Source organism: Streptomyces sp. NBC_00872, from assembly GCF_045161915.1.
In the GTDB taxonomy this organism is placed as follows: Bacteria; Actinomycetota; Actinomycetes; order Streptomycetales; family Streptomycetaceae; genus Streptomyces.
This window is the reverse complement of record NZ_CP108806.1, coordinates 7,851,997-7,864,107: the sequence shown is the minus strand read 5'-3', so window position 1 is coordinate 7,864,107 and position 12,111 is coordinate 7,851,997. Positions and strand designations below refer to the sequence as shown.

General features: G+C 66.6%; 9 protein-coding genes. 3 read left to right on the top strand and 6 right to left on the bottom strand.

Annotated elements, in window-relative coordinates:
• Positions 1-177: 177 nt before the first annotated feature.
• The 3 genes from OG214_RS33700 to OG214_RS33690 all read right to left on the bottom strand — a co-directional run bounded on the left by OG214_RS33700 (position 178) and on the right by OG214_RS33690 (position 3,981).
• A complete protein-coding gene (locus OG214_RS33700) occupies positions 178-1,386 on the bottom strand; it encodes an IS701 family transposase (RefSeq protein ID WP_405986852.1) in 1,209 nt (402 codons plus the stop codon).
• 419 nt (positions 1,387-1,805) lie between these two features.
• Positions 1,806-2,960 carry an IS701 family transposase gene (locus tag OG214_RS33695; protein WP_405986851.1) on the bottom strand — a complete coding sequence of 385 codons (1,155 nt, stop codon included), beginning with the start codon at positions 2,958-2,960 and terminating at the stop codon, positions 1,806-1,808.
• A gap of 367 nt (positions 2,961-3,327) precedes the next feature.
• The gene (locus tag OG214_RS33690; RefSeq protein WP_405986850.1) at positions 3,328-3,981 is read right to left on the bottom strand and encodes a ScbR family autoregulator-binding transcription factor; all 654 of its coding nucleotides are present in this window, start codon (positions 3,979-3,981) and stop codon (positions 3,328-3,330) included.
• Positions 3,982-4,138: 157 nt separating this feature from the next.
• Here OG214_RS33690 and OG214_RS33685 point away from each other — a divergent pair, with 157 nt between their 5' ends.
• Entirely contained in the window at positions 4,139-5,101 is a 963-nt protein-coding gene (locus tag OG214_RS33685) for a ScbA/BarX family gamma-butyrolactone biosynthesis protein (protein WP_405986849.1), read from the top strand.
• A gap of 78 nt (positions 5,102-5,179) precedes the next feature.
• Here OG214_RS33685 and OG214_RS33680 read toward each other — a convergent pair whose 3' ends face one another.
• Both OG214_RS33680 and OG214_RS33675 read right to left on the bottom strand, forming a co-directional pair.
• A complete protein-coding gene (locus OG214_RS33680) occupies positions 5,180-5,944 on the bottom strand; it encodes an SDR family NAD(P)-dependent oxidoreductase (RefSeq protein ID WP_382859585.1) in 765 nt (254 codons plus the stop codon).
• Between the two features lie 84 nt (positions 5,945-6,028).
• Positions 6,029-6,736, bottom strand: coding sequence for a ScbR family autoregulator-binding transcription factor (locus OG214_RS33675; RefSeq protein ID WP_363082155.1), 708 nt, complete (start codon positions 6,734-6,736; stop codon positions 6,029-6,031).
• Positions 6,737-7,135: 399 nt separating this feature from the next.
• Between OG214_RS33675 and car the strand changes: the two genes are divergently transcribed.
• Both car and OG214_RS33665 read left to right on the top strand, forming a co-directional pair.
• Positions 7,136-10,636, top strand: coding sequence for a carboxylic acid reductase (car, locus tag OG214_RS33670; protein ID WP_405986848.1), 3,501 nt, complete (start codon positions 7,136-7,138; stop codon positions 10,634-10,636).
• Positions 10,637-10,749: 113 nt separating this feature from the next.
• Positions 10,750-11,460 carry a methyltransferase domain-containing protein gene (locus OG214_RS33665; RefSeq protein WP_363082153.1) on the top strand — a complete coding sequence of 237 codons (711 nt, stop codon included), beginning with the start codon at positions 10,750-10,752 and terminating at the stop codon, positions 11,458-11,460.
• Positions 11,461-11,584: 124 nt separating this feature from the next.
• On the opposite strand, the gene OG214_RS33660 is transcribed toward OG214_RS33665, so the two are convergent.
• A complete protein-coding gene (locus OG214_RS33660) occupies positions 11,585-12,028 on the bottom strand; it encodes a MarR family winged helix-turn-helix transcriptional regulator (RefSeq protein ID WP_382859859.1) in 444 nt (147 codons plus the stop codon).
• Positions 12,029-12,111: the final 83 nt, after the last annotated feature.

Here is a 12,111-nt window from a genome sequence, read left to right as displayed (position 1 = left end):
GCCATGTACGGGGGCGAGCACGCCAACAGCCAGGGGCGCCGCGCGGAAGGCCGGATGAAGGAGCGACACAGCGGGTACGCACCGGGCCGGTCTCGTCCACGCCGTCGAGCCCGGCGGTCCGGTATTCACCGCGGCCGCACAGCCTGGTGCGACCGCCGGAGAAGAACCGTGTCCCGGTCACCGGGTGTAATTGGCGAGCGCGACGACCGCGTGAGCGGCCGAGGCGAGTGTGACATGACGGTGCCACCCGCTGAAGGAACGCCCCGTGAAATCCCGGATACCCACCCGGTCCGCGATCTCCGCGAAGTCCCGGTCGACCTTTCCGGTGAGTTTGCTCAGTCTCAGCAGGGATGCGGGCGACATGGATGTCAGATTGGTCAGCCACAGTTCCGCGGGCCAACGGCCGCCGTCCTTTCCTGTCCCCAGCAGCACCAACTCCCCGCGTCCCGCGGTGTGCCCGCCCTCCATAGGCCCTGGCTGTGCGGAGGGGAAAGGCAGACCGACTCGGACGGTCGCGGCCAGATTCATCCGTCTCGCCGTCTCCGGACCGGAGTCCTTCCCCATGACCGGCCGCCGCATGTCCTTGGCCAGGCTCATGATCTGGTACGCGGGCAGTAACTTGCCCCCATGGCCGGGAAGAATGGAATCCGCCACCGCCAGACGGAGATCGCCGCCGACTCTCGCGAGGATGGGCATGCCCGTGGCGCCGAGTCTCTCGACGATCGTTGCCGCGTGTGCCTCGCCGATGTCGAGCACAACGGGCCGTACGGGCAGCCCCCATCGCTTCGTGGTTTCGAGGCAGGCCTCGATCATGCATTCACTCAGCGTCTCCGCGGCCACTCCGTCCGGAATCGACACCTGACTCCGGCGGAGGTCGTCCTTGAGCCAGGCCTGAGGTAGATGAAGACGCCAGTTCACCGGAGTGCTCATCTCTTCCGAGACCGCCCAGACTCCGATGGCGCGCTGCGCGTTCAGCACCTGTCCCAAGGTCGGGAAGAAATGCTTGTCCACTCCTACCGAGTGGTGTCCGGTCTTGGGGATGATCATCGGCTGTACCACCCAGGCCTGCGGAGGCGAGATACCCACCCAGTAGTTGGCGAGCGCCCGGCGAATCAGGATCCAGTCCCAGGTGGAATCGCAGATGAAGTGATGGAGGTTCTGCTCCGAAGCCTGCTCACCGAGCAGCGCCGCGATGTTGCGTATCGACTTGCGTCCCTGGGTCTCCAGTAAGCCACGTAAGTACAGCATGCCTTTTCTGCACTGGTCGCTACGGGTCAGTGAGGTGAACAGGATCGAGCAGAGTTCGGCGAACAGCACATCGTGGGAACTGGACTGAAATGGGGCACGTGCGCCTCGTGCGATCGGGCGGGTGGAGGAATGCGTCATGGGGGTGTCCCGTTCCTGTTCGGTCCGGTTGTTCCGGTCGGCTGGCGACTGCGGATGCCCGGAGCGAGACGCCCGGAAAGTCCGTCCGGTGACGGTTCTCGTGGCGGCGCGGTGTGTGACCGACAGGTGGGGGTGTGGCTTTCCGTGGCCGTCGTCTCGCGGGGCTGGAGCGCCGGCACAGCGGGCATCGGACGGGGTGTCAGCGACTTCGGAGCCTGGGTCCGTCCGCCATCGGTGGTGATCCGGAAAGGACCGATGAGGCTGAACCGCACGACGCAGCTCCTGTTCCGACGCGTGTGACGCCCGTGACGGTGCTTGCTGTCCCGGACCTGACATTAAGGACCGGACGCGGCGGAGCCATCACACGCGGGGCGAGAGTGTCATGTTACCGGACGGTAGTCCCGTTAGTGTGGCTCACGTCACCTATCGGTCGGGCTCGTGCCCGCCGCCGGGCCCCGTAATTCCAGGGCGGCGACAAGATGGGCGACAGAGGCGAGCGTGATGTGACGGTGCCAGCCCGGGAACGACCGACCCGCGAAATCCCGCACGCCCACACACTCGGAGATCGCGGCGAAGTCCCGTACGACGACGCCCGGCAGCCGGGTGAGCCGCAGGGCGGGGACGGCGGAGGAGACCTCGGCGTTGGTGAGCCAGAGCCGCCGGCGCGGATGACCGACCGGGCGCCACTCGCCCAGCAGCAGCATTCTGTCGCTCCGCGAAGGCGATGCCACCACGGGGATCGCCACCGCCGTCGTGGGCCCGTCGCCCGGGTTCACCTGTTGCCGGAGCCGGGGAAGGGACTCCGCGAGCTCCCCCGCCGTGCGCTCCCGGCCGCCGTACTTGGGCAGTTCCGAACGGTCGAGCCGCAACTGCGCGTCCGGACCCACACGAACGATGAACGGAATCCCCATCGACGAGAGAAAGCGCGCGATCGACACGGCGTCCACGTCCGCGACATCCACGACAACCGGCCCGCGCGGCACGTCCTTGATACCCAGGACATTGGCCACCGCCACACGGACGCACTCCTCGACGGTGGCGACCGCGGCATCGGGGGGAACGCTCGCGCGCTGCCGCAACGGATCCGCCATCCAGCGGGCGGACAGACGTAACTGCCAGTCGACGGGCACGGCGGACCGGCCGGACACCAGCCATGCCCCCACCGCGCGCTGCCCGTTGACGACCCGCCCCAACGGCAGAGACTGCTGGTCGACGCCGACGGAGTGGGACCCGGCCTTGGGTATCAGCGTCGGCCTGATCACCCAGGCGTCCGGTGCCAGCGTCCGCTGCGCGTGCCGGGCGAGGGCATGCCGTACCGGCATCCACTCCCAGGGCGATGTGCTGATGAAGTGATGCACACTCTGCTGCGCCGCGGCGCCGTCGAGCTGCGCCGCGATGCTCCGCAGCGTCTTACGCCCCCGCACCGACAGCAGACCACGGACATACTGCTCGGCCTTGACCCGCTGCCCGCTGCGCTGCAACGAGCCGAACAGCCACTCGCGGAGCTCCGGGTCCAGAGCCGCCTGGACGGTCAACTGCTCGTCCGAGCACGCATGCCGATGAAGGTCTCGCATCGTGGATCCCCCTGTAACACGCCACTCCGGCCAGGCGGAGCGAAGCACCGCGCCGCATCGGTGCCGTCAACCCCGAGCCTCCAAAAGAGGACTGCTGTCCCGTTTCTTTATACAGGCCCTCACAGGAAACGACTGCCCTGCTGCGGCCAGGAGATCTGTTGCGACCTGCACGAATCTCCACGCGGAATACCGCGTACCGTTTCGGCCGACACACCACCGGTCCCCGGTGCATCGGTAGTCGCCGGGGAAAAACAGGTCGCGCTGAAGGTTTTTGAAAGAAGGCGTTTGCCTTGTCACCGGAAAGCAGGATGCCTGTGCCCACCGCGCGACGCGACGCCAGGTCAGGTCAGGTCAGGTCAGGAGCGCCTCACGGCGACGGGGAAGAACCCACCGAGTTCCCGGCCGCCTTGAGGAGACGCTCGGCGCGGTACGGGGAGATGTCCAGTTTCGCCAGCACGCCGGCGCTGGCGATATTGGGAAGAACGAGTTCGAAGAGACAGGAGATCTCCTGGGACAGGTCGTGGTCCGGCAGAGTCTCGGTGATCTGCTGTACCCCGGTCCACGCTCCGACGAGCAGCCGGGCGGTGTCGCCCGGGTCGACATGCACGAGCAACTCACCCCGCTCCTTGGCCTCGGTGAGCAACTCCTCCCCCACAGCGATCCAGTCGGGCCAGCGGGTGCCCAGAAGACCACGGGCCTTGACGTCGACGGACAGCCGGACCGAGGCGCTGAGCAGTGGTTCCCTGGGCAGGCGGTAGGCGAGGAGCAGCGCCAGGTCCACCCACTCCTGGAGCTTGAAGGCCTGCGGAGCGAGTCCTTCCATGGTCACCGCCTCGTCTAGCACACCGCGCGCGAGCTGCTCCTTCGTGGTGAAGTGGAAGTACAGGCCACCGCGGGTGAGCTGGATCCGTTCGATGAGACCGCCGATGGTGGTGGCGTCGTATCCGAGCTCGTTGAACATCTCGGCAGCGGCCTCAAGGATGATCCTGCGGGTCTGGATCGCACGTTCCTGCCTCACCACCTCACGCCTCCTCAGACTCTCTCTTTACCAATGCGTGAACTCGCATTTACCTTGGGTGGAAACCGGACGGAGAGCCGGTACTTTAACAGCCACATTTCACTGAGCTGGGCGCAGGCCGGTCAGTCCATGCGCAGGCCAGTCGGTCCAAGGGGGGACCTTGCACTACTTCGCTCTCGCACCGCGTCCATTCACACCGCCGTCGACACCTTCGTCGACACCGCCGTCGACATCTCCGTCGGCTCTTCTCGGCGCCTACGCGCATCTGAAGCGCGACGAATCCATACTCGTCACGGGCTGGGAACGTGTCGGCGCCCATGAGTTCACGGTGGGTGTCCGATGGCCCGCCGTCCACGAGGACCTGCCGTACGATCCACGATTACTCACGCAGACCATCAGACAGAGCGGTCTGGTGATCGCGCACGCCGCGTACGACGTTCCGCTGACCCACCAAACCATGCTGGGCACACTCGACTTCACGGTCACCCCGGGCTTCCGCACTCCTCGCGACCGGGCCTCGACGCTGGAGGTCCGGATCACCGTGTCGGGGACGGGAAGCAGCCGACGCGCCACCAGCTCTCTGCGTCTGAGCTTCCATATCCTCCGGGGCGGTGCCACGGTGGCTCGGGCCAACTCCGAATTCCGCTGGATCTCACCGTCGGTCTACCGGCGGGTGCGCGGCGCCCACCTCACCGTCGACTGGGGAGCCTGGCCGCTCCCGGCGCCCATAGACACCGAGCTCGCAGGCCGGGCCTCCACCACCGACGTGGTCCTCGCGCCCGGCGGCCGGCCGCACCGCTGGCTGCTGCGCAACGACATAGGCAACCATCTGCTCTTCGACCATCCCGTGGACCATGTGCCGGGACTGGCTCTGCTGGAGGCCGCCTACCAGGCCGCACACGCTCTGCTGGCCCCGGCGCCCTTCATGGCGGATCGGGTCGCCATCGCCTACGACAGGTATGTCGAGTTCGACCGGCCGTGCTGGATCGAGGCCGAACCGCTGCCCGCGCCCGGCCCCGGCCGGTGTGCCGTCCGGGTCGGCGGCACACAGGACGGGGAATCGGCGTTCCGCGTCACCTTCGACGGGGTGAGGCGGCGAAGGACGAGCGCGCGGCCCGGATAGGCCCGCTCATCCCCTTCGGCCGGCTTACCGGCTTCGACCGGCTTACCGTCTTCTCTCGGCTCACGGGCTTCGGCCGGCTCACTGATTGACGAAGCCGCCGTCCACCGGCAGCACGGTGCCGGTCAGGAACGGGCATCGGTCACTGAGCAGCCAGGCGGCCGCCGCCGCGATCTCCTCCGGTTCCGCCGTCCGTCCTTGGGGAGTCACCGAGTTGGCCAGCTCCTCAAGGCCGGGGTTACGGCCGAACCAGTCGGCAGTTATCTCGCTTCGTGTGGTTCCGGGGGCCACCGCGTTCACCCGGATGCCCTGCTTGGCGTACTCGTCGGCGGCGGCCCTGGTGAAGCCGATGACCGCGTGCTTGGAGGCGATGTATGGAGCGGCGGCGGGGATGGCCACCAGGCCGCCCACACTGCTGTTGTTGACGATGGAACCCCCGCCGTGCTCCAGCATCGCCGCTAACTCGTACCGTAAGCAGTTGAAGACACCGCGGACGTTGGTGTCCATGATGCTGTCGTAGACATCGTCGGACATCAGATGCAGCGGGGTGCGGTCCCCGCCGATTCCCGCGTTGTTGAAGGCCGCGTCAAGGCGTCCGTACTCGGTCAGCGCGAAGTCCACCGCCCTGGCGGCTTCCTTGGCGACGGACACATCGCTCACCACATAGGCGGCTCGCGCCCCCTTGTCGCGCAGTTCGCCGACCAGGGTGGCCAGGCGGTCTTCCCGGCGAGCGGTGAGGACCACCGCGGCGCCTTCCTCGGCGAACACCCGTGCCGCCGCCGCACCTATACCGCTGCTCGCCCCTGTGATGAGAGCGACTTTGCCGGAGAGGAGATCTCTGCTCATGGGCGAAGTCTGGCAGGCCCGTTCCCGGCGCGAGCGGGGTTTGCCCCGCCCGCCATGTCGTCCGCGCAAGGCCCGTCCGGGCCGTCAGCAGCCCGACAGCGCGTCGCAGGCCCGTGTCATCCCGCCGCCACCGCCCCGGACTTCGTCCAAGGGCCACTCGCGCTTCCTCAAGGGCGCCGCGCGGCTTCCCGTCGCGTCGATCTGGGTACGTACCGCCTCCGCCGACAGCTGCGGCAGCATCAGCCGCCAGAACGGCGTGACCGCCTGGCGTGAGTGCCAGTGGGCGTCGCTGCGCCCCAGCACCTCGACCCCCGCTATCACGGCCGTAATGGCGGAAACGGCATCGTCGAGCACCACATCGGCGGCCAGACTGCCCTGGTCCCTGGCGACGGTCAGCATGAGCTGGACCCAGTCCTGCCACTGCTCCCACAGATTCATACCGCCCTGCCAGGTCGCGTCGCTGCCGAGGCCGAACCCGGCCCTCAGCACCGGATCGCAGGAGAGCCGGTGTGCCAGCGTGTGCGAGGTGTCGACGAGGAGCTGCAGCGGCGCGGGGTGCCTGAGCGGGACGTTCCCCGTGATGTACAGCAGTGTCTGGGCCGCGGCGGACTCGACCGCCTCCCCCAGGGCCCGCTTGTTCCCGAAGTGGAAGTGCAGCGCGCCGTGGCTGACACCGGCGCGGGCGCAGATCTGCGCGACGGAGGAATCCGCGAATCCGGCCCGGCCGAAGACCTCTGCGGCGGAACGGATCAGTTCTCGACGCGTACGTACGGCACGATCCTGCTTGGCCATGGGGCGCTCCGGGAGGGTGATGAGCGATGGGTGAAACGCACGTGAACATGCCATAGAGCGATGACAGAGGACCCTGATACCGGGTCGACCGTCATAAGGCCTGGCTGGATCGCGCCCTGCGCGGATCGGCACCCGGGAGGGCACCGCCGGGGCCACCGCTGCCTACGCACTCGGCCTTGAAAACGGCACAGGCATATCCACATGCATCGTACAAATGTTACCACGGCAACAGCTCGCCCAGTAAGGACCGTTACTGATCCTGGCGCGATATCGCACCCGCCGGGCCGCCTCGCCGTATGCCATGGTCCTATTCATCGCCTGACCAGCGACTACGGCAAGATCAAAGGAGATTGGGCACCCCCCGGCGATCCGGGGAACGCCCGGTCCCAACCGGCCGACATGACAGATCGTCGATTGTTTATTCCAGGACCCGGTACAACGCTGGGTAGCATCGGGCAAAAGTCGGCCAGTGATGCGATGCGGAGACCCAGAATGCGGCTTGCGCAAACGTTGGCACATGTAATGGAACGCCATGCGGACCGGCCCGCCGTCGGTGAACGCGCCAAGGAGTTCACGCCCGACCCCGACACGGGACGCGTTTCACTCCGTCTGCTGCCACGATACGAAACGACCAGCTTCACCGAACTGTGGGGTCGTGTCCGTGCGGTGGCAAATGAATGGCACCACAATCCAGAACATGCGTTGCGCGCGGGCGAGCGGGTCGCCATCCTCGGTTTCGCGAGCCGTGATTACGCGACGGTCGATCTGGCCTGTATCCATCTCGGCGCGGTCACCGTCCCGCTCCAGACAAGTTCCCCTCTGTCGCAGCTGGAATCGATAGTCGGCGAGATCGAACCGTTCATCGTCGCCGCAAGCATCGAACGTCTCGATGTCGCAGTCGAATTGATACTGAGAAACACGTCGGCGCGGCGCCTGGTGGTCTTCGACTACCATCCGGAAGTGAACGATCAGTTCGAGAAGTTCACCTCCGCCCGCGAGCGCCTGGCGCAGGCCGGCCGCGATGTGGCCGTCGAGTCCCTGTCGGACATTCTCGAACGCGGCTCCACGCTGCCCGCGGCGCCCTTGTTCACGCCCGCCGACAATGAGGATCCGCTGGCTCTGCTCATCTACACGTCGGGAAGTACGGGGACGCCGAAGGGCGCCATGTACACCGAACGGCTGGCGCGTGCGATGTGGGGCGGCGTCTGGTCGAAACTCTTCTCCGACACGCACGCGGTCAATATCAATTACATGCCGATGAGCCATGTCGCGGGACACTCCTCGCTGAAGAACAGCATGGCGCGCGGCGGGACCAGCTACTTCACGGCGAGCAGCGATCTGTCGACCTTCTTCGAGGACATCGCACTGGCACGTCCTACGGAACTGTCGTTGGTGCCACGAGTATGCGAAATGCTGTTCCAGAAGTACCAGAGCGAACTCGACCGGCGTGCGGCAGCCGGTGCGGACCGCCATGCGATCGAGTCGGAAGTCAAGGCGGAGATGCGTAAGAATCTCCTTGGCGGCCGTCTCACCTGGGCCAGTTGCGGCTCCGCGCCGCTTTCCGTGGAACTGGCCGCGTTCATCGAGTCCCTGCTGGATCTCAAGCTGCATATCCTCTACGGTTCCACGGAGGCCGCCGTCATCTCGGTCGACAACAAGCTGCTGCGCCCGCCGGTGATCGATTACAAGCTCATCGATGTGCCCGAGCTCGGTTACTACCGGACGGACTCTCCGCACCCCCGGGGAGAGCTTCTGCTGAAGACCGATGCCATCATCCCCGGGTACTACAAACAGCCCGAGCTGACGACGCAGATCATCGACGAGGACGGCTTCTACAAGACGGGCGACATCGTCGCGGAGCTCGGGCCGGACCAGTTCATCATCGTGGACCGCCGCAAGAACGTGCTGAAGCTCTCGCAGGGCGAGTTCGTGGCCACCTCGCGTCTGGAGGCCATCCTCGCCCTCAGTCCCCTGGTCAGGCAGATCTTCGTGTACGGCAACAGCGAACGGTCCTATCTGCTCGCCGTGGTCGTGCCCACTCCGGACGCCCTCGACCAGTTCGGCGCGGAGAGTGACACCCTCAAGCAGCTTCTCAGTGAGTCCTTCCAGCAGATCGCGAAGGAAGCCGAACTCAACTCCTATGAGATTCCGCGTGACTTCCTGATCGAGACCGAACCCTTCAGCCAGGCGAACGGCCTTCTCTCGGACCACAGGAAGCTGCTGTGGCCCCAACTCCTGGCGCGGTACGGAAAGCGCCTCGAAAAGCTGTACTCCAACATCACCGCGCGCGAGACCGAGGAATTGGCCGAGGTGCGCCGTGCGGGTACCGAAGGGCCCGTACTGGAAACGATCCAGCGGGCCACCCGGGCGCTGCTCGCGAGCTCAATGGTCGAGATAAGTCCCACCGCGCACTTCAGGGACCTCGGCGGGGACTCCCTGTCCGCGGTGACTTTCTCCAATCTCCTCCATGACATCTTCGGAATCCGCGTCCCCGTGGACATGGTCATCAGCCCGGCGTACGACCTCCAGCAGGTGGCCGACTACATCGAGACAAAGCGCGAGACCGGGCTGACACAGACCACCTTCGCGTCCGTGCACGGCCAGGACAGTACCGAGGTCTATGCCAAGGACCTCACCCTGGGCAAGTTCATCGATGAGGGGACGATCGCTGACGCCCGGAGTCTTCCCCGTCCGACCGGAACACCCCGGACCGTGCTGCTGACAGGGGCGAGCGGCTATCTCGGCCGCTTCTTGTGCCTGGAATGGCTGGAGCGGCTGGCCGGGACGGACGGGAAACTGATCTGCGTGGTGCGCGGAAGGGACGCGGCCGCGGCCAGGAAACGACTCGACGAGGCTTTCAGCAGTGGAGACGCGGATCTGGTCCGCACGTTCCAGGATTTGGCCGCCGGGCATCTGGAAGTCCTGGCAGGCGATATGGCGGAGCCGCAGCTGGGTCTGGACGACCGGACCTGGAAGCGGTTGTCCGACGACGTGGATCTGATCGTCCATGCCGGCGCCCTGGTGAACCATGTCCTTCCGTACAACAATCTGTTCGAAGCCAATGTCCTGGGAACCGCCGAGCTCATCCGGCTGGGGATCACAAGCCGGATCAAGCCGTTCACCTACATATCCAGCGTGGCGGTCGCCACCTCCCGGGCCGGACAGCCGGCCCTGGACGAGGACTCCGACGTAAGGGTCGCCATTCCCGTCCAGCAGATCCATGAGGGTTACGCCGGCGGTTACGCGACGAGCAAGTGGGCCGGGGAAGTCCTGCTCCGGGAAGCACACGATCTGTGCGGCCTCCCGGTCACCACTTTCCGGTCGAACATGATTCTCGCGCACAGCCGGTACACCGGACAGCTCAATGTGCCGGACATGTTCACGCGCCTTCTCTTCAGCGTCATCGCCACCGGTATCGCGCCGCGTTCCTTCTACCGTACCGACGGCGAAGGAAACCCCCAGCGCGCTCACTACGACGGTCTGCCCGTGGATTTCACCGCCGCGTCCGTCGTGGGACTGGGCGGGCGGAGCACGGAGGGATACCGGACCTTCAGTCTGGTGAATCCGCACGACGACGGAATATCGCTCGACGTCTTCGTGGACTGGCTGAACGATACGGGTCACCGGATCGAGCGGGTGGACGACTACGGAGACTGGTTCGCCCGGTTCGAGGCGGCCATGCGCGCGCTGCCCGAAGAGCAGCGGCAGTATTCGGCGCTGCCGCTCATCCATGGATTCAAGCAGCCCGAAGAAGTCATCCGTGGGTCCTTCATTCCGTCCGTCCGATTCCGTGCCGCTGTTCAGGCGGCCAAGATCGGCCCGGCCGAGGACATACCCCAGCTGTCGCCGTCGCTCATCACCAAGTACGCCACCGACCTGAAGCGGCTCACGTCCGTGTGAACCGGACCCGCCCTGTCAGGACCGGCGGCGCGGCGACGTCCGCGGCCACCGCACACCGCACACCCATCTGCCAACACCCAACGCCCACCACCGACACCTGTCCAAGGAGAATCATGGATCAGACATCCGAGAAGTTCGAGGAGCGCTACCGCCTCGGGCAGAAACTCGTCGAGCAGTTGGGCACCGTCGGGACCGATCCCTCCACCTTCGAACTCCTTGGCAGGGAATGGGACTTGGTCCCCGGGACCTACGCACCCCGTCCGGGTACCGGCACCGAGTGGTACACCGGCGCCATCCCCTACCCCTCGGGCGGCCGTTTCCTGGAGATCGGCTGCGGGGCGGGCGTCACCGCCGTCTGGGCGGCGCTGCACGGCTGTGCGCATGTGACCGCGACCGACATCACCGACACCGCGGTCGACAGCGCCGTCCGTAACGCCAAACGGCACGGTGTCGAAGACCGGGTGCGGGTGCTGCGCAGCGATCTGTTCGCGGAGCTCGACCCCGCCGACCGCTTCGACACGGTCTTCTGGAACTGCAGTGTCATCGAGGCACCGCGGGAATTCGAGTTCACCCGGGACTTCGAATGGGCGATCTTCGACCGCGGCTACACGGCCCTCGGCCGCTATCTCGCGGAGGTGCACGACTGGCTGCTGCCCGGCGGGCGCGCCCTGGTCACCTTCAACAGCCTGGGTGACGCGGACCGTATCGCCCAACTCGCCGCCGAGGCCGACACATCGCTGACGCTGCTGGACAGCGCCGGCCGGCGGCTGGAGGGTGTGGACGTCACCTACAAGGTCTTCGAGATAGTCCGGAACGGCCGCTGACCGAGGACCGTCCGGGAACCGGGAACCGTCCGCCCCCTGCGCGCGGCCCCGGGCGCACACATGGCGACGGTACACTCGGCGCCGTCGACGCCCCCCGCGGCGCACCGCCGTCGCCAGGCCCCGGCTAGTCCGCAGGGGGGAGATCGGCGAGTGCGTCGACCAGGGGCGCCAGTTCGGAGAGTTCCTCCGCCTCTCGCAGGGCACCGGCCAGCGAATCGTCGTGGGTCGGCCGCGCCCGTTCCAGCGCGGCCCGGCCCTCGGCGGTGACCTCCGTGTATACGCCTCGGCGGTCGTCGGGGCACAGGTACCGCTGGAGCAGTCCACGCTGTTCGAGCCGGCCGACCAGCCGGGTGGTGGCCGACTGGCTCAGCACCACCGCCTTGGCGAGCTGATTCATCCGCAGACAGGAACCGCCCTCCCGGGAGAGCACGTCGAGCACTCCGTACTCGCTCACCGACAGGCCGTGTTCACGCTGCAACGCCCGTTCGAGCGCGTCCTCGATCCGTGCGTGCAGCGCGGCCAGAGTGCGCCAACCCTGCGCGCGGGCCTCGGCGGAGTCGTCACTGATCGACACGGGCACCACACCCCCCTTGCGAACGGCTGCTTGCTTAAGGCAGTATCAGGCTTGTGCAATATAGCGCGTGTACAACT

What these genes read in the sequence shown, in the direction of transcription:
- OG214_RS33700 (WP_405986852.1), bottom strand. Translation starts at nt 1,386, where the DNA reads ATGACGCATTCCTCCACCCGCCCGATCGCACGAGGCGCACGTGCCCCA.
- OG214_RS33695 (WP_405986851.1), bottom strand. Translation starts at nt 2,960, where the DNA reads ATGCGAGACCTTCATCGGCATGCGTGCTCGGACGAGCAGTTGACCGTC.
- OG214_RS33680 (WP_382859585.1), bottom strand. Translation starts at nt 5,944, where the DNA reads ATGAGCAGAGATCTCCTCTCCGGCAAAGTCGCTCTCATCACAGGGGCG.
- OG214_RS33675 (WP_363082155.1), bottom strand. Translation starts at nt 6,736, where the DNA reads ATGGCCAAGCAGGATCGTGCCGTACGTACGCGTCGAGAACTGATCCGT.
- car (WP_405986848.1), top strand. Translation starts at nt 7,136, where the DNA reads ATGACAGATCGTCGATTGTTTATTCCAGGACCCGGTACAACGCTGGGT.
- OG214_RS33665 (WP_363082153.1), top strand. Translation starts at nt 10,750, where the DNA reads ATGGATCAGACATCCGAGAAGTTCGAGGAGCGCTACCGCCTCGGGCAG.